Origin of the sequence: Glutamicibacter sp. NPDC087344 (assembly GCF_044744225.1) — a bacterium.
Classification (GTDB): Bacteria; Actinomycetota; Actinomycetes; order Actinomycetales; family Micrococcaceae; genus Glutamicibacter.
The window spans coordinates 38,133-60,455 of record NZ_JBIUXY010000009.1; the positions used below are offsets into that span (position 1 = coordinate 38,133).

Annotated in this window: 11 protein-coding genes and 1 CRISPR repeat array; all 11 genes read left to right on the forward strand. The window is 61.5% G+C overall.

Translation table 11 applies throughout. The features are described 5' to 3' along the window. Positions 1 to 11: 11 nt before the first annotated feature. The gene (casB, locus tag ACIOWL_RS15815; RefSeq protein WP_400387150.1) at positions 12 to 608 is read left to right on the forward strand and encodes a type I-E CRISPR-associated protein Cse2/CasB; all 597 of its coding nucleotides are present in this window, start codon (positions 12 to 14) and stop codon (positions 606 to 608) included. Positions 609 to 657: 49 nt separating this feature from the next. Continuing rightward, the gene (gene cas7e / locus ACIOWL_RS15820; protein WP_400387153.1) at positions 658 to 1,800 is read left to right on the forward strand and encodes a type I-E CRISPR-associated protein Cas7/Cse4/CasC; all 1,143 of its coding nucleotides are present in this window, start codon (positions 658 to 660) and stop codon (positions 1,798 to 1,800) included. After that, positions 1,797 to 2,552, forward strand: coding sequence for a type I-E CRISPR-associated protein Cas5/CasD (gene cas5e, locus ACIOWL_RS15825; RefSeq protein WP_400387156.1), 756 nt, complete (start codon positions 1,797 to 1,799; stop codon positions 2,550 to 2,552). The genes cas7e and cas5e overlap by 4 nt, the downstream gene beginning before the upstream one ends. Before the next feature lie 6 nt (positions 2,553 to 2,558). Beyond that, on the forward strand, positions 2,559 to 3,245 hold the full coding sequence (cas6e, locus tag ACIOWL_RS15830; RefSeq protein WP_400387159.1) for a type I-E CRISPR-associated protein Cas6/Cse3/CasE: 687 nt from the start codon (positions 2,559 to 2,561) through the stop codon (positions 3,243 to 3,245). A 1-nt stretch (position 3,246) separates the two neighbouring features. Next, positions 3,247 to 4,203 carry a type I-E CRISPR-associated endonuclease Cas1e gene (gene cas1e, locus ACIOWL_RS15835; RefSeq protein ID WP_400387162.1) on the forward strand — a complete coding sequence of 319 codons (957 nt, stop codon included), beginning with the start codon at positions 3,247 to 3,249 and terminating at the stop codon, positions 4,201 to 4,203. Then, positions 4,200 to 4,598 carry a type I-E CRISPR-associated endoribonuclease Cas2e gene (cas2e, locus tag ACIOWL_RS15840; protein WP_400387164.1) on the forward strand — a complete coding sequence of 133 codons (399 nt, stop codon included), beginning with the start codon at positions 4,200 to 4,202 and terminating at the stop codon, positions 4,596 to 4,598. Before cas1e ends, cas2e begins: the two co-directional genes overlap by 4 nt. Positions 4,599 to 5,388: 790 nt before the next feature. Then, a CRISPR array of direct repeats spans positions 5,389 to 11,099; the repeat unit is 29 nt; unit sequence GGGCTCATCCCCGCAGGCGCGGGGAGCTT. A 1,482-nt stretch (positions 11,100 to 12,581) separates the two neighbouring features. Continuing rightward, positions 12,582 to 15,020 carry a glycogen/starch/alpha-glucan phosphorylase gene (locus ACIOWL_RS15845; protein WP_400387167.1) on the forward strand — a complete coding sequence of 813 codons (2,439 nt, stop codon included), beginning with the start codon at positions 12,582 to 12,584 and terminating at the stop codon, positions 15,018 to 15,020. 111 nt (positions 15,021 to 15,131) lie between these two features. Beyond that, positions 15,132 to 17,324, forward strand: a complete 2,193-nt coding sequence (gene glgB, locus ACIOWL_RS15850; protein ID WP_400387170.1) for a 1,4-alpha-glucan branching protein GlgB — start codon at positions 15,132 to 15,134, stop codon at positions 17,322 to 17,324. After that, the gene (glgC, locus tag ACIOWL_RS15855) at positions 17,321 to 18,655 is read left to right on the forward strand and encodes a glucose-1-phosphate adenylyltransferase (RefSeq protein WP_400387172.1); all 1,335 of its coding nucleotides are present in this window, start codon (positions 17,321 to 17,323) and stop codon (positions 18,653 to 18,655) included. The genes glgB and glgC overlap by 4 nt, the downstream gene beginning before the upstream one ends. A 6-nt stretch (positions 18,656 to 18,661) precedes the next feature. Continuing rightward, a complete protein-coding gene (gene glgA, locus ACIOWL_RS15860) occupies positions 18,662 to 20,107 on the forward strand; it encodes a glycogen synthase GlgA (protein ID WP_400387175.1) in 1,446 nt (481 codons plus the stop codon). Then, complete coding sequence (glgX, locus tag ACIOWL_RS15865) at positions 20,107 to 22,203, forward strand: glycogen debranching protein GlgX (RefSeq protein WP_400387178.1); 2,097 nt, start codon at positions 20,107 to 20,109, stop codon at positions 22,201 to 22,203. Before glgA ends, glgX begins: the two co-directional genes overlap by 1 nt. The last annotated feature ends 120 nt before the right edge of the window (positions 22,204 to 22,323 follow it).

The following is a 22,323-nucleotide window of genomic DNA, read 5'->3' on the forward strand; positions in this document are numbered from 1 at the left end:
GGAGACTACTGATGTCTGATGCGTTTACAGCGTTTATCGCAGCCAAGATCCACCGACTACAAAATGGCTATCTAGCCAACGAAGCGTCAGCTGTACGAAGCCTGGCAGTGTTGCGTAAAGCCACAGGCAAAGCACCCGGGACCGATCCGGAACTCTGGGAACTGACGTTGGCGGAACTTCCAGAGAACTTTCAAGGGCGAACTAGGAATCCTACCCCGGCAGAATGGGCCACCCACATTACACTGACTCTCTATTCCGTGCATCAACAAGGCAAAAAGTCTAAACCTATGCACGTGCAAGGGATCAAATTTGGTCGTGTGATTCGTGAGCTAAGCGACCACAACTTGTCAGCAAGTTCAGTCAAGCGACGGTTCGATGCGCTGGCAACGGCTTCCTCCCCCCTTGAAGTCCAACACCATCTCGGTTCATTGATCCGAATCCTACGAGACGCTGAAACACCAATTGACCATGTAAGGCTTGCGGACGACTTACGTCAGCTACTTATCCCGGGTCAGCACAAGTTTGTACTACTTCGGTGGGGACGTGAATTCGCCTACTTCAAACCCTCGATTGACCAGGTTGCAACCGAACTGCCGGATGTCGGCTAAAACCTTCAAGTCACTAACAACTCAACCGCAAAGGAAACCCATACACATCATGAAGAATCTATTTGTAGACATCCACGTCCTGCAGACGCTGCCACCAAACAACATCAACAGGGACGAGTCTGGCTCGCCCAAAACAGCAATCTACGGTGGTACCGTCCGCCAACGAGTTTCAAGCCAGTCGTGGAAACGCGCAATACGCACAGATTTCAGCAAAAAGTTCGATTCCGACAAGCTCGGTGTTCGCACAAAAGACGTTGTCAAAATAATTGCTGATCAGATCAAGACCCTTGCACCCGAGCATGAATCGGATGCAATCTCTTGGGCCCAGTCGTCTCTTGCGGCCGCAAAAATCAAAGCCGAGATACCAAAAAAGCGTTCAAAGTCTTCGGACACCGAACCGGCAGAAACAATCGAAGACCCTATCCCCGAAAGCAGCTACCTGATCTTTCTTGGAACTGCACAGGCAAAGAACCTTGCTCAGCTAGCAATCGATACGCAAGGCAAACCTGCCAAAAAGGATGCGATCGCCGCACTAACTGCCAATCAAGCGATTGATGTTGCACTTTTCGGAAGGATGCTCGCAGATGCGAAGGAACTTTCCGTAGATGCTTCAGTACAGGTTGCGCACGCAATAAGTGTGCATGAAGCCGCGCCGGAGTTCGACTACTTCACCGCAATCGACGATAAACGAGGCGATGATGAGGCTGGCGCGGACATGATCGGAACTGTCGAGTTTACGTCATCCACTCTCTATCGATACGCAACGATTAATGTTGATTCGCTGAACAAGACACTAGGCGATTCAACTGTCACGGCAGCCACAGTCGCACAGTTTATCGATAGTTTTGTCCGAGCAATGCCGACAGGAAAGCAGAATACATTTGCTCATGGAACTCTTCCGGACGCTTTAGTTCTAAGCTTTAGCAACGAACAGCCGTTGAGCTGGGTCGGCGCTTTTGAACAGGCGATTACTGCGGATTTTGGTGGGTCTCGCCTCGAAAAGAGCGCCGAGGAATTGGCAAAGCATGTGTCGTCCTTTGACGAAGCGTACGGACTAAATGCCACACGCTACGTAATGGCTGCAAACAAATCGGCTGCCACGCTGAAAGATCTAGGCACGAGTGGTTCGTTGCCTGGGCTAACAGAGATTGCTCGAGACGCGGTTCTAGCTCATCTGGGAAGTGCCGAATGACGGTAAGCGTTCTGCTCGCTTTGGCGGGACCGCTACAAGCATGGGGCTACGACAGTAGGTTTACTATCAGGTCAACCAATACTGAACCGACAAAAAGTGGTGTACTTGGACTTGTTGCTAGTGCGCTCGGACGAAGTCGAGAAGAGAGCGTAGAAGATCTAGCGGCCCTCACATTCGCAGTTCGAACCGAGCAATCCGGAGTGCTCCTGGAGGACTTTCAAGTATCTCTATCAAGGGACAAGTCTGAATCGATGCCACTCAGTCGGCGTTATTATTTGGCAGATGCCCGTTTTACGGCTGCGCTATCGGGAAACGATGAACTGGTGGTCAAAATCGCCGACGCGCTGGCGAATCCAGTTTACCCCTTGTTCCTCGGCCGTCGTTCCTGTCCCCCAGCACGTCCTGTCGCGATGCGCGGAAAACACGATGCAACTCGCGGCACAGGAATTCGCGAAGGTGAGGCGGTGGAGGTACTTCGGACCTTGCCAGCTCAGATTTCCGCGACGGCGGGAGAGAAGCTGCGAAATTTGGAAACTCTGCGTTTGCCATTGAAAGCAGACACTACATCTGACAATCCCCATGGCGTCACGCTTCGCGATCTACCTGTTTCATACAGCTCCAAACACCGCAAATACCTTCCACGAACTTTTGCGGAATTGGAGCCGGCGGAAGTACCTAATCAGTTTTTTGTACCGCAACATGTTACGAATCCTGGAGATGACGATCACAATACTTGGGATGGATTGGGCTAAGAGATCATGACTTACAGAACACGCATCGCCATCGACCCAACATTGCGTACAGCGATGCCTTATCTGGTAAACCCGCATCGGCTACATGGCGCAATCATGAAGATGTTCGACCCTGCACCGCACGGCCATTCCGGCGACCAACGCGTCTTGTGGCGCATCGATTCATTTACGACCAGCACTTGGCTCTATATTGTCAGCACTGAAAAGCCTGCTACAACGGATTTCCATGAAGAAGCCGGATTGAGTCAGTTCGCACCGGAGACCCAAGACTACACTCGGGTCTTGGACCAGATTGAGCAAGGAAAACGCTACGGATTCCGCCTTACAGGTAACACGATGAAATCCGCGGTAGATGCCGGCTCGCCGAATGCCAAACGTCCGGAGCTTGTTCGTGGCAAACGCGTGCCTATTATTCACGACGCTCAAAAAGTTGAATGGCTCCAACGTCAGGGTGCGTTACATGGGTTTTCTATCCTCGAATCTGCGGATATTGGTCCAATGGTACGCATCGGCGCATCGGGGAATCGCAGGTTCAAGAGGAAAAACTCAACTGTCACACTACACAGCACTCAATTCGATGGGACTCTGCGCGTTGATGACCTTCAAGCTTTTCGCGCCGCGCTGGTTTCCGGGATAGGTCGCGGGAAGGCCTACGGGTTGGGTCTTATGTCTCTGGCCCCCGCGAGAATCTGACATGTCGGGACCAACTCCGGCCAAACGCCCTGTTCAGCTGCCAGCGCTGACTCGAGTCAAAGATCGTATTTCGTTTTTGTACCTCGAACGATGCACCGTGCATCGAGATCAGAACGCGCTCACCGTAACTGATCGTGAATCAGTGGTCAACGTGCCGGCTGCATCAATAGGGACTCTCCTATTTGGACCTGGTACTCGCGTGACGCACCAGGCCATGTCGTTGCTGGCAGAATCTGGTGCTACAGCGGTCTGGGTTGGTGAGAATGGAGTTCGATACTACGCACACGGCCGTTCACTAGCGAGATCCTCGAGGTTACTTGAAGCTCAAGCACGGCTGGTCTCGAACCAACAGTTGCGCCTTTCCATCGCGAGAAAAATGTACGAGCTTCGATTTCCTGGTGAGGAAACTTCTCAAGCGACGATGCAGCAACTTCGTGGTCGGGAGGGCGCACGCGTTCGGCGGATCTACCGAGAACAGTCCGACAAATGGAAGGTGCCTTGGACGCGGCGCGACTACAAAGTCGATGACTTCGACGCTAGCGACGAAATCAATAAAGCCCTTTCGGCTGCCCACGTCTGCTTGTATGGAGTCATCCACACTGTAGTGGTCTCGCTTGGATGTTCGCCTGGTTTAGGCTTCGTCCATACAGGCCATGACAAGTCCTTTGTTTATGACATTGCTGATTTGTACAAGGCTCAGCTGACCATACCGATCGCGTTCGAAGTGACAGCTGCAGAACCGGTAGACGTTACTGCTGCAGTTCGGCGGGCAGTACGAGACGCAGTATTCTCCAGTGGCCTCATGGGCCGGTGCGCTCAAGACATTCAGAGTTTGCTCCTTCCAGACGAGATTCCTGAAGATTCTGATCTCAGTAACGATGTAGTTAATATCTGGGACTACGCAGCCGGACTACTGCCTAGTGGTAGTAACTATGCATCGGAAGGTAATTCGCCATGACCGTGATAGTGCTGTCGTCTTGCCCGGTTGGTTTGCGGGGCTTTCTCAGTAGATGGCTGATGGAGATTAGCGCGGGTGTATTCGTGGGAGTTGTTTCTGCCCGAATACGAGACGAAATTTGGGACGAAGTCCGCGTGCTCTGCAAAGACGGGCGAGCGATCCTCGTCCATTCTGCGCGCAACGAGCAACGAATGAAGGTCCGTGTGCACAGGCATCCGTGGCTGGTGAAGGATTTTGATGGTATTTCACTAATGTCTCGCCCCCGCAGCCAAGAGGTCAAAGCTGATAGTGAATCGAATGGAACAGAATCAACAAAGTCCATTCGTGCAGCGGAACCTAGCGGGCTACGCCCAGGGTGGAGCAATATGAGTAAATTCCGACATCGAAAGCGTTGATGAGACGGCGCATCGTTTTTTCATTGCTCCAAAGGTAAGATCGACCCGTAGCCCGAACTCGCGTTGAAGCGGGTATGAGCCCGGTTAGGTTGCAAGAAGAGCCAAGTAATCATCCTTGCGGAGCAGGGGTTTTGGAACGAATTATTCGAGCTGTTGCGTTGTGGCAGGCGAATCTAATGGTTATGTTGCTAGCTCTTGCCTGCAAGGTTTTCCGGTGTTATATTCATTTCCCTGCGTGATTCCAAGAATCGGAATCACGCAGATGATCGGCAATCGTCCGTTTTCTAGTAACGGCGGTTGCCGATCTGTGCGGTTGGCCTCGGTCCTGCCTCAGCCTTCCATGTCTAGTAGCCCATACGTCGAAGGCCGGATACGATTCTTAGAAATCTATGGTCGAACGGCATGGCGCCCAAGGTATGCTAAGCCATTTATCAACGCACCGCCATTGAAACACAGAAGTCTACAAGGTGGTTCCTGGTGGCCTTGCGCCTTGCCCGCCGGCGACCTAATCGAATGCCCGATGGTGTCCAACGAGATTCTCCGACAATGGCCACTGCTTTCACTGAAACTTTGGCCGAATCTGGTCTCACCTGAGCGGCCCCGCATTCGCGCACTTTTGGTCAACTCATATTTAACGAGACCCATTTGCTCCTTGTGCTAACTTCACTGGCTTATTCTCCAGAAGCGCGTCCATCTCTGGCGATGGCCGCAGAAACTGCGGTATGTCACGGGCCCGTTCCCGCAGACGCTGGGAGCTTCAGTTCGTTGGCTAGCTCCAAACGTGCCAGGCGAGCTCACGCCCGCAAGCGCGGGGCGCTTTTACCGCCCATACAGGAGCGGTCGTTATTTTCGGGCTCATCCCCGCAGGCGCAGGGAGCTTGTTCGACAACCACGAGACGATTCTGCCTGAGGAGGGCTCATCCCCGCAGGCGCAGGGAGCTTCGGAGCTGGCGCGGGATCAAACAGTTCTCTGCGGGCTCATCCCCGCAGGCGCGGGGAGCTTCGATCTTGATCATTGGCCCACTCGAATCATTGGGGCTCATCCCGCAGGCGCGGGGAGCTTTGTACAGGTCACCGGCTGAGTCGCGGAACGATGGGCTCATCCCCGCAGGCGCGGGGAGCTTTATGACGAAAACGAAGTACTGAAAGGCGAACCGGGCTCATCCCCGCAGGCGCGGGGATCTTAGGAATTCCACGCGACGCTTGATGTTGCCGTCGGGCTCATCCCCGCAGGCGCGGGGAGCTTCGCGTCACCTAGGGCCCGCTCAGCGCTGCCCAGGGCTCATCCCCGCAGGCGCGGGGAGCTTCCCATACCCCTGATCTTATCGGGGGTTTTCTTGGGCTCATCCCCGCAGGCGCGGGGAGCTTGAATCGCTTGAGCGAAGAACGAGAGCCGAACTGGGCTCATCCCCGCAGGCGCGGGGAGCTTCTCAAAAGCGGTATATTCAGTCTGGTTGCATGGGGCTCATCCCCGCAGGCGCGGGGAGCTTGCCCCGCTCATGGCGGCTGTCGCAGCGCTGTGGGGCTCATCCCCGCAGGCGCGGGGAGCTTTCGACGCACACCTTGTCATCCCTACCAAGATCGGGCTCATCCCCGCAGGCGCGGGGAGCTTATGTGGCTGGTCTGGATGCCGGGGATCTTCGTGGGCTCATCCCCGCAGGCGCGGGGAGCTTTTTCGATGCTGTTGGCCGACTAATTTTCTGATGGGCTCATCCCCGCAGGCGCGGGGAGCTTGCTTTTCCAGCCCTGCCTTGATGCGCGCCATGGGGCTCATCCCCGCAGGCGCGGGGAGCTTCCGATAGTGATGTGCGATTCCCCATCGGACGGGGGCTCATCCCCGCAGGCGCGGGGAGCTTTTTTGCCGTTGAGGATGGTGTATTTGCCGAGGGGCTCATCCCCGCAGGCGCGGGGAGCTTTCAGGTGAGACGTGCAGGCCGTGACGCTGCGAGGGCTCATCCCCGCAGGCGCGGGGAGCTTCTGAAAACGTCCACACCGGCGGTCGATGCAGTGGGCTCATCCCCGCAGGCGCGGGGAGCTTGTGAAAATCTCGCGAGACACCCGAATCCGCTTGGGCTCATCCCCGCAGGCGCGGGGAGCTTGTCATCGGGTGGGTCAAGGACGCGATCGGCTGGGGCTCATCCCCGCAGGCGCGGGGAGCTTACACAGTCACTGTATGTTCTGGCACGATTCCAGGGCTCATCCCCGCAGGCGCGGGGAGCTTCAGCTTCACCGGGACCGATAAGGATCGTTGCGGGGCTCATCCCCGCAGGCGCGGGGAGCTTAGACCTGGCCACGGCGAGCGCTTGTGGGTGGTGGGCTCATCCCCGCAGGCGCGGGGAGCTTTTATCGAGCAGCTGGTTAGCCAGGTGGGTTGCGGGCTCATCCCCGCAGGCGCGGGGAGCTTCACGCCACGCCTCGTAGCATCGTTCTCGCTCGTGGGCTCATCCCCGCAGGCGCGGGGAGCTTCTGGTGTGGCCGAAGCTGCCGGCCAGCTCGGTGGGCTCATCCCCGCAGGCGCGGGGAGCTTTTCTTGCCTGGCAGCTCAGGGGACGGCGCAGTGGGCTCATCCCCGCAGACGCGGGGAGCTTCTCATGGAGCACGCCATCGAGGTGGCCACCCTGGGCTCATCCCCGCAGGCGCGGGGAGCTTTCGTTTGTCACTGGTGCTGGCGACTCGGCGGGGGGCTCATCCCCGCAGGCGCGGGGAGCTTTGCTTGGGGTGAGTGCGTATTGTCCGGTGCTTGGGCTCATCCCCGCAGGCGCGGGGAGCTTGCGACCTGGTGCAGCTCGATGGTGGGCACAGGGGGCTCATCCCCGCAGGCGCGGGGAGCTTCATCTGGGTGATGCGTGAGCCCATGCTGTCACGGGCTCATCCCCGCAGGCGCGGGGAGCTTTGATTATGTCGGCGTTCATGGTGCGCCCTTTCGGGCTCATCCCCGCAGGCGCGGGGAGCTTGCACCTCGAACGTTCTCCCATACAACATATTTTGGGGCTCATCCCCGCAGGCGCGGGGAGCTTATCGACGACCAGACCCTGCAAACCTATCTGGAGGGCTCATCCCCGCAGGCGCGGGGAGCTTGACATTTATTTCACTCCTCGGTTTGCTTTGAGGGGCTCATCCCCGCAGGCGCGGGGAGCTTGTGGTGGGTGGCTCAGGTGCTCGGGAGCTTCGGGGGCTCATCCCCGCAGGCGCGGGGAGCTTCGTTCGTACACGTCGACGTAGATATTTTGTCCGGGCTCATCCCCGCAGGCGCGGGGAGCTTCATTACCGGGCTGAAAATGACCCGATCGCGCAGGGCTCATCCCCGCAGGCGCGGGGAGCTTGTTGTCGGCTGGGTCAAAGAGAACCAGGTATGGGGCTCATCCCCGCAGGCGCGGGGAGCTTTGTCCGACGACGTAGGCGACCCGGCGGCGGGCGGGCTCATCCCCGCAGGCGCGGGGAGCTTAGGGAACGTAGCCCTCAACTGGTAGAGGGAAAGGGCTCATCCCCGCAGGCGCGGGGAGCTTCCAAGGTGTCGGCTGCAAAGGCTCCTGCGCAGGGGCTCATCCCCGCAGGCGCGGGGAGCTTTCCTAGTAGGCCCAACGCCCACACCGGGAACTGGGCTCATCCCCGCAGGCGCGGGGAGCTTTCGTTTAGGTCTTCGCAGCATCCGCACGAACCGGGCTCATCCCCGCAGGCGCGGGGAGCTTAACACCGGCAACGCTGATCCGAGTTTCTACTCGGGCTCATCCCCGCAGGCGCGGGGAGCTTCTGAGTCTGGATCCGCTTGTCGAGCCGGTTCCGGGCTCATCCCCGCAGGCGCGGGGAGCTTACGATCCGCACTATCCTGGCTATCGTCATCGCGGGCTCATCCCCGCAGGCGCGGGGAGCTTATCACCGGTTTCATGCTGATGCGTGATATTGCCGGGCTCATCCCCGCAGGCGCGGGGAGCTTCTACAGGCTCAGGTGGCCGAGCAAGCCCAAGAGGGCTCATCCCCGCAGGCGCGGGGAGCTTGGGTTTAGCAATCTCAATAGCTGTGGACGCGCGGGCTCATCCCCGCAGGCGCGGGGAGCTTTTCGGTAGTGGCGTGACTTTCGCATGGGGTGTGGGCTCATCCCCGCAGGCGCGGGGAGCTTGCGGCGGAGCGTACCCGGTCGACCCTGTCCAAGGGCTCATCCCCGCAGGCGCGGGGAGCTTGCATCCTCAGCCGCCACACGCGCCGACTCTGCGGGCTCATCCCCGCAGGCGCGGGGAGCTTGATTCCGGTGCGGACTGTGGTGCGGGTGATTGGGGCTCATCCCCGCAGGCGCGGGGAGCTTGAATACTGCGCGTACAACGTCCTTTGCGGCACGGGCTCATCCCCGCAGGCGCGGGGAGCTTATCAGGCGAGCTTCCTTATCACGCTCAGCATTGGGCTCATCCCCGCAGGCGCGGGGAGCTTAACGACGCGGATCTACGGGCACGTAGCGAACAGGGCTCATCCCCGCAGGCGCGGGGAGCTTGTGCTGTTAGGCTCTTAGATCGGCTCTCAGGCGGGCTCATCCCCGCAGGTGCGGGGAGCTTTGCCGAACTCGTTCGTGTCCGCGTTCACCGTCGGGCTCATCCCCGCAGGCGCGGGGAGCTTCAGAAGTCTGGTTCACTGACCCGACCACGATTGGGCTCATCCCCGCAGGCGCGGGGAGCTTCGCGAAGGGTATGCGCGTCATCGCCCAGGGCCGGGCTCATCCCCGCAGGCGCGGGGAGCTTTTGACTGCTGATCAGCGGTGCGTACGCCCAGTGGGCTCATCCCCGCAGGCGCGGGGAGCTTTCAAACCATGTTTGCTTGTTGAGCGTTTGCGCGGGCTCATCCCCGCAGGCGCGGGGAGCTTTGAAGCCACTTGCTGACCAGTTGCCGCCAGATGGGCTCATCCCCGCAGGCGCGGGGAGCTTGTCGCGTTGCCGGAAGTGACCAGTGTTGATAGGGGCTCATCCCCGCAGGCGCGGGGAGCTTAACGTCTGATCGAACGTCTGGGAAACGTCCGTGGGCTCATCCCCGCAGGCGCGGGGAGCTTGGTTCCACGTGCCTTGTCGTGCAGGGCTGCGTGGGCTCATCCCCGCAGGCGCGGGGAGCTTATGGTGTCGCCGCCAACAGCTTCAGCGAACATGGGCTCATCCCCGCAGGCGCGGGGAGCTTATGGTGTCGCCGCCAACAGCTTCAGCGAACATGGGCTCATCCCCGCAGGCGCGGGGAGCTTTGCAACAGGCCACGGGTCTTGCGTGGCGCAGTGGGCTCATCCCCGCAGGCGCGGGGAGCTTTGAATTCCTTTCGGGAATAACAAAGGCCACCAGGGCTCATCCCCGCAGGCGCGGGGAGCTTCCAACCAGTCGTCGCCGTCCGTGGGGACATTGTGGGCTCATCCCCGCAGGCGCGGGGAGCTTTCTGGGCGTAAAAATAGCGCTACCCGGGGTGGGGGCTCATCCCCGCAGGCGCGGGGAGCTTTCGGCGCATGTACTTGCTTGCAATTTCCTTCAGGGCTCATCCCCGCAGGCGCGGGGAGCTTCCCATTCAACAGCGGCCCCGGCACGGCGTGGGGGGCTCATCCCCGCAGGCGCGGGGAGCTTGCGGCTTCGAAACGCTTCGGGTTGAAGCGGGCGGGCTCATCCCCGCAGGCGCGGGGAGCTTCACCGAACACGTCCCAGGGATCGCGTTGATGCCGGGCTCATCCCCGCAGGCGCGGGGAGCTTGGCCTAGCTTCGCCGATAAGCTCAGCAACCGCGGGCTCATCCCCGCAGGCGCGGGGAGCTTCTATGCGTAGTTGCCTAGCGATCTTCTTTGTTGGGCTCATCCCCGCAGGCGCGGGGAGCTTCAAACCGAAAACGGTGTGGAGAAGATGCGCGTGGGCTCATCCCCGCAGGCGCGGGGAGCTTGCGTCGGCTTGTTTCCTGCGTGTGGTCATGAGGGGCTCATCCCCGCAGGCGCGGGGAGCTTAAGGCAGGAAGACTGCGACCCACCTGCAGCAGGGGCTCATCCCCGCAGGCGCGGGGAGCTTACAAAACAAAACCGCCCCCAACTAATTCCTTAGGGCTCATCCCCGCAGGCGCGGGGAGCTTTTGAGGATCATTGGCGTGGCCGGACGCGGGCTGGGGCTCATCCCCGCAGGCGCGGGGAGCTTAGGTCTTTCAGTTCGCTCTTTTTCGCCCACTTGGGCTCATCCCCGCAGGCGCGGGGAGCTTGGCTAGGCTTGCCACGGTGTCGCCCGCCTCGTTGGGCTCATCCCCGCAGGCGCGGGGAGCTTATGGGTAGAGTCTCCTTGCGGATTGCCGGTTGGGGCTCATCCCCGCAGGCGCGGGGAGCTTAACTTGGATGGGAGCGTCTAAGAACGGTAATGCGGGCTCATCCCCGCAGGCGCGGGGAGCTTCAGGGAGAAGTTACGCAGAAGCAGCCGACCGAGGGCTCATCCCCGCAGGCGCGGGGAGCTTAACTTGGATGGAGCAGGTTTAGGAGCTGTCTCGGGCTCATCCCCGCAGGCGCGGGGAGCTTACTAGCTGACATGGCCAATTATACGGAATCTGCCCTGTTTCTTTTAGTTCTTTTCACGACAGCAAAGCTGAGCAAGCAAATCGTCCACACTCAAATAAAGCAAAGCCGGTTCTACTATTCAGTCAGGGTTTGCGCTGGAGTTCGAGTTCAGTTTTCGCGGCTATCTTTCGCAACTCTGCCCGAATCAAATTGGCTTGGCTCCATTCACCTTTTCACTGTTGCAATTCCGTTGCAGCGCGGCAAGATCCTCGTTGAGAATGCCGCGACCATTGCCTGCCTAGGGTTATCCACTGGTCCCTGCAGCAGCAATCGCCGTGGCCGTAGCAACGAAGGCCAGCCTCCGAGCCACGGCACATCCAGCAACAGTGATCAAAAAGACCCACCCAGGTAGCCTCAACAGCCAAACACGGCGACGCCCAATAATAGACAAAACCAATCCGTCCGCGGAGATTCATGCCAGCTTCCCGGCACTCATAGCAGGTGCCAAGCCATCGCGACGGTAATCAGAATCAAGAGTCCAAGCAACAAGGGAATAACACTCAATAGATCAATACATTGTGCGCCCTTCGGTTCACATCGTCACGAAGTCTTCCCCCGTGAATTCGGGCCAACGAATCCTCCGATACTCGTTAGACGTTTGGGCTTGGCGCCCTAGTCATGCGAGCCTAAAAGACCCCTCGTTGTTGATCGAAAGTGCGCTCAGCGCCACCAGCTCCACAGTCCCGGTCATCGCGATGCCCACTTATCTTTCCTTGTTCTAAAACCAGTTCCAGCGTTACTGCGTGCAGCTTGAGCAGCGGACCGTGAGCCCCGCTGGCACTCTCCCGGCAGATGCCGATTCAGTTGTGCTTGCGGGCAGGATTAGCGCAGGCGAATTGCTGGACGATGATCACAGCGTGTATCCGACTCGTAGACAGTTGATCCGGCTGGCCAATTCCGCAGGGCTGCAAGACCGCTCAGTGATGACGATCAATCTGGGGGTCTCGCCTGTATCATTCCGCACCACAATGACATCATTGTGGGCGGGAGCGATGTTGCCAATGAAACCAACATCGAAGGTGCTGCGCAATCAGCTTCCGACCTGCTCACACGAGCCATAAGCCTGGTTCCAAAGCTAGCCCAATACGAGGTTCTGGAACATAAGGGCGGTCTACGGCCACGGCGGCGCCGGTGTCGCCGCCTCCTGGGGCCGGCGCAACGCGTGGTGGAGCTGATCGACTCCTCAGTGCAAGGTACACATCATTAAACCTAAACTTCACACGCAATAAACACCTCGTTTTCCACGGCCGGATACGATCGCCTCAGGGCACCGACTGGTCTGGGACTTCCAGGACAGGCAGCGCACCGGGGCTATGGCGCATTGGATCTTCGATGACGCCACAAGGTCATCGGTGAGAACAGAATGCCGATCATAGAGTAGTGTCACCTTTCACGCACTACCACTGAAAGCCCTTATCCATCAGTTGACAAGGAGATCAGCACATGTCGCAACCCATCGATGCCTTCGAACTCGGCGATGTTGCAGCCGAGCAGGCTGCGCCAACGCCAGCACAGTTCCGCCAAGCCCTGCTACGCCACCTGCAGTACACGGTCGGCAAGAGCCCGCAGAAAGCTTCGCTCTTCGACTGGCGGATCGCCGTGTCCCATGCGGTGCGCGACCACGCGGTCGACCCCTGGTTCAACGCCACCCGGCGCACCTGGGACGAAGACCGTAAACGGGTCTACTACCTGTCGATGGAATTCCTGATTGGCCGGCTGCTGGAGGACCAGGCCATCAATCTCGGTTTGCGGGACATCGTGGTTCAAGTGCTGGACGAATTCGGATTGAGTTTTGCCGAAGTGGCCGAGGGCGAGCCAGACGCGGCCTTGGGCAATGGCGGGTTGGGGCGTTTGGCCGCCTGCTATCTGGAATCGATGGCCACTACGGGATGCCCTGCTTACGGGTACGGCCTGCGCTACGAGCACGGGCTGTTCCGCCAGCATTTCGAAAACGGGCGGCAGATCGAAACCCCGGAAAACTGGCTGGCCACGGATAACCCCTGGGACTTCACACGCCCCGAGGCCGCCTACCCGGTGGGATTTGGCGGCGAGCTCGCGGAGCACAACGGGGCTTGGATCTGGTCGCCGGGCGCCCAGGTGCTCGCTTCGGCCCATGACACACCCGTTGTCGGCTACGGCGGCCAATGGGCCAACACCCTTCGGCTCTGGGCGCCCATGCCCAGCGCGGACCTGTTCGACCTGAGCCGCTTTAACGCCGGGGATTTCGCCGCGGCTTCGAAGCCGGAGGCGTTGGCTCGAAGCCTGAGCCGGGTGCTCTATCCGGACGACACCACCGACCGCGGCAAGCGCCTTCGGCTCTCCCAGGAATACTTCCTGACCTCGGCCTCCGTGCAGGACATCCTGCGCCGCTATCTCTCCGCCCACGAGGATCTGCTCAGGCTGCCCGAATTTGTTGCCATCCAGATGAACGACACCCATCCGGCCATTGCCGGTCCCGAACTGATCCGCCTGCTGGTGGACGAGCACGGTGTCGACTTCGATACGGCGGTGAAAACCGCCACCGGGGTGCTGGGCTACACCAACCACACCTTGCTGCCCGAGGCCCTGGAACGCTGGAGCGTGGGCTTGATGCGCAAGGTCCTCCCGCGCCACCTGCAGATCATCGAAACCTTGGACACCCAGTTCATTCAATTGCAGGGCTCCTCCCCCGACCCGGTGCGCCTGATCAGCAACGATCAGGTCAGCATGGGAGACCTAGCCTTTGCCACCAGCCACAAGGTCAACGGCGTCTCGGCCCTGCACACCGACCTGGTCAGCAAGGACCTGTTCCCGGTGCGCAATGAACTCCACCCGGGGCGCATCGTGAACATCACCAACGGCATCACCCCGCGCCGTTGGCTCAAGCTGGCCAACCCGTCGCTGGCATCGCTGATCACCGACACCATCGGCTCCGGCTGGGAAACCGACCTTCAGCGGCTCCGCGAATTGGAGCCTTATGCCGATGACCCGGCCTTCCGCGACGCCTTTGGCCGCAGCAAGTGCCAGGCCAAACAGCATTTCACCGGCTGGCTGGCCCAGGAACACGGAATCGAGCTGCCCACCGAAGCCTTGTTCGACGCCCAGGTGAAGCGGCTGCACGAATACAAACGCCAGCTGCTGAACATCCTGTGGACCATTGCGCATTGGCAGCGGATCAAGCGCGACCCGCAGGCCGGCTGGGTTCCCCGGGTCAAGATCTTCGGAGGCAAGGCCGCCCCGAGCTACCACATGGCCAAGCTGATCATCCAGCTGATCAACGACGTTGCCCAGGTTCTGAACAACGACCCGGACACCAAGCATTTGCTGCGTGTGGCCTACCCGCCGAACTACGGCGTCTCCATGGCTGAGAAGCTGATCCCCGCGGCGGATCTCTCCGAGCAGATTTCCACCGCCGGCATGGAGGCCTCGGGCACCGGAAACATGAAGTTCGCCCTGAACGGCGCGTTGACCATTGGCACCTTGGACGGGGCCAACGTTGAAATCCGCGAGCATGTCGGGGCGGAGAACTTCTTCCTCTTCGGGCTCACCACCGAACAGGTCGCCGAACGCCGGGCGCAGCCCGGGCACGCGCGCACCGTGCTGGAGGCCAGCCAAACCCTGCGCGATGTGCTTCAGTCCATTGCAGAAGGTGCCTTCAGCCCCGATGACCGCCATCGCTACGATGGATTGCTTGAAGCGTTGTGGAACAGTGACTGGTTCCTGGTGGCCTCGGACTTCGAGGACTACGACCGGGCGCAAAGCGAGGCGGCCGCCTGCTACGCCGACACCGCACGCTGGCAGCGAATGGCGATCCTCAACGTGGCCCGCATGGGATATTTCAGCTCAGACCGCTCAATCCGCGAGTATATGTCGCAGATTTGGGACGTGGAATCAGCCCTGTAGCCCGGCATATTCGGTCACGGTAAGTCATACAGCTTTGACCTGCGTCATCTTAAGCTGGCGGTGCACTGACTGTGCTTGGATAAGAGCATTCGAAACAGCAAGGAGTCCCAAGTGGAAGACGAGGACAAGACGCTTTCGGTGATCGACGCCCAGCAGGTAGGCCTGTTGGGCCAGGGGCGGCACCCGGATCCTTTCGCTGTGCTCGGCCCCACCGACGACGGCAAAAATGTGGTGGTGCGGCTTCCGGGAGCGGCGCGGCTGTGGTTGTTCAACTCCACCGATGAACGCGAGCTTGCTGCGCACGCATCAGACCCGGCGCTGTTCACCGGTCCGGCCTTGCCGTACTACCGGTTGCGCATCCGCTGGTCCTCGGGCCACGTGGAAGAACGCGAGGACCCCTACCGCTTTGGCCCGGTCATGGGCCAGCTCGATGAGCATCTGATCGGCGAGGGCGAGCACCAAAGCCTGTGGAACACGCTCGGCGCCCACCTGATCACCCACGAAAAGGTGCCCGGCGTGCACTTCGCGCTCTGGGCGCCCAACGCCCAAAGGGTCTCGGTCGTCGGGGATTTCAACGCCTGGAACGGCACCGCGCACCCCATGCGCTCGCGCGGCGCCACCGGCGTCTGGGAGCTTTTCCTGCCCGGGCTTGGCGAGGGCGTGGTGTACAAGTACGAGATCATCGGCCCGGACGGCACGCTGATGCCGCTGAAGGCCGACCCCGTCGGATTCGGCTCCGAGCACCCGCCTGCCACCGGATCGGTGGTGCGGCACCTGGGCACTCATCACTGGCAGGACCAGCAGTGGGTCGCCAAGCGCGAGGAAATCAATTCCGTCGACGCCGCGATCAGCATCTACGAGGTGCATCTGGGCTCGTGGCGCCGCACCGGCGACGGCAGTGAACCGCTGAGCTACCTGCAACTGGCTGCTCAGCTGGTGGATTACGCCGCTGAGATGGGTTTCACCCATATCGAGGTGATGCCGATCAGCGAGCATCCATTCGACGGGTCCTGGGGCTACCAGCCCATTGGGCTCTTCGCCCCGACCATCCGCTACGGCACCGGGCAGGACTTCGCCGCTTTCATCGATGCCGCCCACGCCCGCGGGCTCGGGGTGATCGCCGACTGGGTGCCGGGGCACTTCCCCACCGATCAGCATGGGCTGGGCCGTTTTGACGGGACCGCTTTGTACGAGCACCTCGATCCGCGCGAGGGGTTCCATCCGGATTGGAACACGCTGATCTACAACTACGGCCGCCCCGAGGTGCGCAACTTCCTGGTGGCCAACGCGCTGTACTGGCTCGGGGAATACCACCTCGACGGGTTGCGGGTGGATGCCGTCGCCTCGATGATCAACCGGGACTACTCGCGTGCCGAGGGCCAGTGGATCGCCAACAAGGACGGCGGCAACGAGAACTACGAGGCGCTGGACTTCCTTAAGCAGGCCAACGCCGCCAGCTACGCGCGGCACCCGGGCATCGCGATGATCGCAGAAGACTCCACGGCCTACCCCGGGGTCACCCGCCCGGTGCACGACGGGGGCCTGGGCTTCGGCTACAAGTGGAACCTGGGCTGGATGAACGATTCGCTGGAGTACTTCGGGAAGGATCCGGTCTACCGCAAGCACCACCATAACCAGCTGACCTTCGGCATCACCTACGCCTTCAGCGAGAACTTCCTGCTGCCCATCAGCCATGACGAGGTGGTGCACGGCAAGGGATCGATGTACTCGCGGATGCCCGGCAGCCACGCGGACAAGCTCGGCAACCTCAAGGCGTTCTACGGCTACATGTGGGCTTATCCCGGCAAGAAGCTGCTGTTCATGGGCCAAGAGTTCGGACAGCCACGCGAATGGAATTACCAGGGCGCACTGGACTGGGAGGTGCTCGATGATCCCGGACACGCAGGGGTGCGCACGCTGGTGCGCGACCTGAACCGGCTCTACCGCGAGCAGCCCGCCCTGCACCGGCATGACACCCGTCCCGAAGGGTTCCAATGGCTGCTCGTCGATGACAAGGAACACCAGGTGTTCGCCTGGCTGCGCCGCGGCGAGCCTGGCGATGCCCACGTGGTCGTCGTCGTGAATCTGACCCCGGTTGAACGCACCGGATTCCGCATCGGGTTCCCGGTGGCCGGACGCTGGATCGAGGCTTTGAACACGGATTCGGAGAACTACCACGGGGCCAATCGCGGCCACGGCGGAGCCATCGAAACCGAAACCGTCCCCGCCGGCGGCGAGGCGCAATCCGCACTACTCACACTCCCACCTTTATCGGCAATCTATTTTGTGGAGGAACGCTCATGAATACCGCTCCCGATACACGCCACCTGATCGGGGCGCCGCCGCGCCTGTCCAGCCAGGCGATGGCCTTCGTCCTGGCCGGTGGCCGCGGCAGCCGGCTCGAAGAGCTCACCGACCGACGTGCCAAACCGGCGGTCCACTTCGGCGGCAAGTCGCGCATCATCGATTTCCCGCTCTCCAACGCCCTGAACTCCGGGGTCCGCAAGATGGCCGTCGCCACCCAATACAAGGCGCATTCGCTGATCCGCCATATGCAGCGCGGCTGGGGCTTCTTCCGCGCCGAGCGCAACGAGTACCTCGACATCCTGCCGGCCAGCCAGCGCGTCCAGGAAAACAAGTGGTACCTGGGCACCGCGGATGCCGTCACGCAGAACATCGACATCGTCGACGACTACGACATCGAGTACGTGATCATCCTGGCCGGGGACCACGTCTACAAGATGGACTACGAGATCATGCTGCGCCAGCATGTCAACACGCAGGCCGATGTGACCATCGGCTGCCTGACGGTTCCGCGCGCCGAGGCCACCGGCTTCGGGGTGATGCACGTGAACGGGAACGGGCGCATTGTGGACTTCCTGGAAAAGCCGGCAGACCCTCCGGGCATGCCCGAGGATCCGGATATGGCGCTGGCTTCCATGGGCATCTACGTCTTCAACTGGAAATTCCTGCGCGAGTTGCTGCTTGAGGATGCCGAGGACTCCAGTTCAAGCCACGACTTCGGCCACGATATCATTCCGGCCATCGTGAAGAACGGCAGCGCCTACGCCCACAAGTTCACCGACTCCTGCGTGATGAGCGGGCTGGAAACCGAGCCGTACTGGCGCGATGTGGGCACCATCGATTCCTTCTGGCGGGCGAACCTTGACCTGACCGAGGTAGTGCCCTCACTGGATCTGTACGACAACCGCTGGCCCATCTGGACCTACGCGGAGTTGACACCTCCGGCAAAATTCATCCACGATGACGCATCCCGGCGTGGGCAAGCGATCGACTCGCTGATCTCCGGCAACTGCATCCTTTCCGGCGCCGAGGTCCACAAGTCGCTCTTGTTCACCGGGAACCGTGCCCATTCCTACTCGAAATTGGACCACGTCGTGTCGTTGCCGAATGTCGATGTGGGGCGCAACGCCGAACTGACCAAGTGCGTGATCGACAGCGAGGTGCGTATCCCCGAGGGGCTGATCGTCGGGAAGGACCCGGTCGAGGATTCCAAGTGGTTCCGCCGCACGGACTCCGGGGTGGTGCTGGTTACCCAGCCCATGCTGGACCGCCGGGCCGCGGTGCTCGAGGGCCGCATGGACTTGAACGCCGACGTGCTGGAGGGGATGTAGGAGCCTATGGCCCAGAAACTACGCCGTGTGCTGTCCGTTGCTTCCGAATGCGCTCCGCTGGTGAAAACCGGCGGCCTGGCGGACGTGGTTGGCGCCCTGCCGGCGGCGCTGGAACCCCTGGGATGGCGCAGCCGCATCCTGATGCCGGCCTATCCGGGCCTGCTCGAGCGGGTGGGCCGCACCCGGCGGATTTGGCGGGACGAGAACCTCTTCGGCGGCCCGGCCTCGGTCCGTTCGTGCCGCTACGAGGGGCTGGACCTCCTACTGCTGGATGCGCCGCATCTTTATGACCGGCCCGGCGGACCATATGTGGTTGATGGACACGACCACCATGACAACCACGTGCGTTTTGCGGCGTTGTCCTGGGTGGGCGCACGGCTGGCCATCGAGGGGACCTCCGACCGCTGGCGACCGGATGTGGTGCACGCCCATGATTGGCAGGCCGGGCTTCTGCCCTCCTACCTGAAGTATGCCGGCGCGTCGACACCCAGCCTGCTGACCATCCACAACATTGCCTTCCAGGGCATCTTCGGCGCTGACCAGTTGGATGCAGTGCGCCTTCCGACGTGGGACTTCCACCCGGACGCCCTGGAATACCATGGGCTGGTCAGCACCCTGAAGGCTGGCCTCGTGCATGCCTCACGGGTCAGTACCGTGAGCCCCGGCTATGCCCAGGAACTGACCCGCCAGGAGTTCGGCTTCGGGCTTCAGGGGGTGGTGTCCATGCGAGCGGACCGCGGAGAACTTCAGGGGATCCTCAACGGCATTGACACCGTCGTCTGGAACCCTGCCACGGATCCGGTGATCACCAATTATTCCGCGGCAGAACCTGCGGCCAAGGCCGCCAACCGGCAAGCGCTCATCGACCAGTTCGGCCTGGCAGATCCTTCCGGCCCGCTGGCGGTGGTGGTCACCAGGCTCACCCACCAAAAGGGTGTGGACCTGCTGTTGGAGAAGCTGCCGACCTTCATCGAATCCGGTGGCGCGGTGGTGGTGCTCGGTTCCGGGGACCCCGGCTACGAGTACGCGCTGGGCGAGCTGGCGGCCCGCTATCCGCAGTCGGTGGGACTGCACATCGGCTACGACGAGCCGCTGAGCCACCGGTTGTATGCCGGCGCGGATTTGGTGCTGGTCCCCTCGCGCTTCGAGCCGTGCGGGCTGACCCAGCTGATCGGCTTGCGCTACGGCGCCATCCCATTGGTGGCCGCCACCGGCGGCCTGCGCGACACCGTCGTGGACGCCACGCCGGCGCATCTGGCCGACGGGACCGCCACCGGCTTCACCTTCAGCGACATCGATGCGGGCGGTTTGGGTTTTGCCTTGGGCCGGGCGGTGGACCTGTACGCGGATCGCGACGCGTGGGCTCGGCTTCGCGCCCAGGCGTTGGAAACCGAGGTGGACTGGGGCACCTCAGCGGCCGCGTACGCCAAGCTGTTCACGGAGCTCATCTGATGACCGGAACCCCGGCGGGAGTGGCATCCGCCGGGCGGCCCTGGCCGCTGGGTGTCACCGTGGATTCCGCCGGGGTGAACGTGGCGGTTTATGCACCTGATGCCAGCGCGCTGTACTTCTGCCTGTTTTCGGACGAGGATCAGCAACCCGAACAGCGTCTGGTGATCCCCTATCGCCAGGACGGTATCTGGCATGCCCATTTTTCCGGCCTGGGCGCGGGGGCCCGCTACGGGCTGCGCGCCGACGGCGAGTTCCGCCCCAGCGCGGGGCTGCGCTTCAACGTCCACAAACTGCTCATCGACCCCTACGCTCGATCTCTGGACCGCCCGGTACGCTATCACGAGTTGATGAACGGCACCCTGCGCTCGGCGGCCGGGGAGCTCGACCCGCAGCCGGATCTGCGCGACAGCTCAGCGGTGGTGCCCAAGGGCATCATTGCCTCAGCGCCGGAAGGGCCGGATCCGGCCAGCAACCGCCCCGGCCACGACCTGTCCGACCTGGTGATCTACGAGACCCATCTGAAAGGCATCTCCGCGGCCCATCCCGGGGTTCCGGAGCACCTGCGCGGAACCTACGCCGGCATGGGCCATCCGGTGGTCATCGAACACCTTCGCGGTCTCGGGGTCACCGCCGTTGAGCTTCTGCCGGTGCAGGCCTTCCTCGACGACGAACACGTGGTGGGCAAGGGTCTGCGGAACTATTGGGGTTACCAGCCGGTGGCATGGTTCGCTCCGGAACCCCGCTACGCCGCAAACGACGCTGTGGCCGAGCTTCGCCAGCTGGTTTACACCCTCCATGAAGCAGGCATCGAGGTTATTCTCGACGTGGTCTACAACCACAGCGGCGAAGGCGCGGCCCACGGGCCGACGCTGAACCTGCGCGGCCTGGATAATGCCGGGTACTACCGCCTGCTCGAGGACAAAAGCCGCTATGCCAACGACAGCGGCACGGGTAATACACTGGCGGTTCACTCCCCCATGGTGCTGCGCATGGTGCTGGACAGCCTGCGTTATTGGGCGCAGACTTTCGGCATCGACGGTTTCCGTTTTGATTTGGCCACCGCGGTGGCACGCGGCCCGCAGGGCTTCGATCCGCAAGGCACCTTCCTGCAAGCCATCACCCAAGATCCGGTACTCGGCAGGCTCAAGTTGATCGCCGAACCCTGGGACCTTGGTCCGGGCGGCTACCAGCTGGGCAACTTCCCGGCCCCTTTCGCCCAGTGGAACGACCAATTCCGCGACGGGGTGCGACGGGCCTGGCGCCGCGAAGCGCTGGGAGAGGCCAATATCGGCGCGTTGCTGCTCGGTTCCGCGTTCCTCTTCGAGCACTCCGGGCGCACTACCGCGGCGGGGATCAATTTCATCAGCGCGCATGACGGGTTCACCCTGCGCGATACGGTCTCCTACTCGCGCAAGCACAACGAGGCCAATGGCGAGGATAACCGGGACGGCCATGATGGGAACCACAGCGACAACTTCTCGGTCGAAGGCCCCACGGACGACTCGGAAATCGCCCAGGCTCGCAGCCTGCGTGTGCGCGGCATGCTCGCCACCCTGCTCCTCGCGCAGGGTGTGCCCATGCTTTTGGCCGGCGACGAACTGGGCAACAGCCAGCGGGGGAACAACAACGCCTACGCCCAGGACAACGACTTGGGCTGGATCGACTGGTCGGCTACGGACCGCGAGCTGATGGAGTATGTGCGGCGGCTCATTGAGGTGCGCCGGCGCCTCCCGTTGCTGCGCCAGCGCGGTTTCCTTCATGGGCAGTTGCGCGCCAACGGACTGCCCGATGTGCGGTGGTTGCTCCCTGACGGGTCCGCCCCGGCTGCCGAACACTGGCAGAATCCGGACTTTCGTTCATTGGCCCTCCAGCTGCGCGGCAGAGCCCAGGACCCTCGCGGTGAAGGCCTCGCCGGAAGTGTCCTGATCATTTTCAACCTCGGCGAGGACTGCGAATTCGACCTGCCCCACCCTGAGAACGCGGCTCCGTGGCAGCTCGAATTGGACAGCGCCGCGCCTGGGCATCCGGCCGGCACCGTGTCGGATCGATATGCCGCCCGGGCCCATTCGATCGCGGTGTTCAGCTCTGGCTGCTAGCGCACCCGATCAAAACTGAAGTTGCTATCAGATAGCCCATGGCGCATAGGTATCGTGCGGATTCTGGTTGACCGCTTCCCACCATGCAGACCTTCGCGCCCTGATTGAACTCAAGCGACA

Bases quoted from the DNA above. Each gene is read 5' to 3' on its own strand.
- ACIOWL_RS15845 (WP_400387167.1), top strand. From the start codon at position 12,582: ATGTCGCAACCCATCGATGCCTTCGAACTCGGCGATGTTGCAGCCGAG.
- cas1e (WP_400387162.1), top strand. From the start codon at position 3,247: ATGTCGGGACCAACTCCGGCCAAACGCCCTGTTCAGCTGCCAGCGCTG.
- cas6e (WP_400387159.1), top strand. From the start codon at position 2,559: ATGACTTACAGAACACGCATCGCCATCGACCCAACATTGCGTACAGCG.
- cas7e (WP_400387153.1), top strand. From the start codon at position 658: ATGAAGAATCTATTTGTAGACATCCACGTCCTGCAGACGCTGCCACCA.
- casB (WP_400387150.1), top strand. From the start codon at position 12: ATGTCTGATGCGTTTACAGCGTTTATCGCAGCCAAGATCCACCGACTA.
- glgX (WP_400387178.1), top strand. From the start codon at position 20,107: ATGACCGGAACCCCGGCGGGAGTGGCATCCGCCGGGCGGCCCTGGCCG.
- glgA (WP_400387175.1), top strand. From the start codon at position 18,662: ATGGCCCAGAAACTACGCCGTGTGCTGTCCGTTGCTTCCGAATGCGCT.
- cas5e (WP_400387156.1), top strand. From the start codon at position 1,797: ATGACGGTAAGCGTTCTGCTCGCTTTGGCGGGACCGCTACAAGCATGG.
- cas2e (WP_400387164.1), top strand. From the start codon at position 4,200: ATGACCGTGATAGTGCTGTCGTCTTGCCCGGTTGGTTTGCGGGGCTTT.
- glgC (WP_400387172.1), top strand. From the start codon at position 17,321: ATGAATACCGCTCCCGATACACGCCACCTGATCGGGGCGCCGCCGCGC.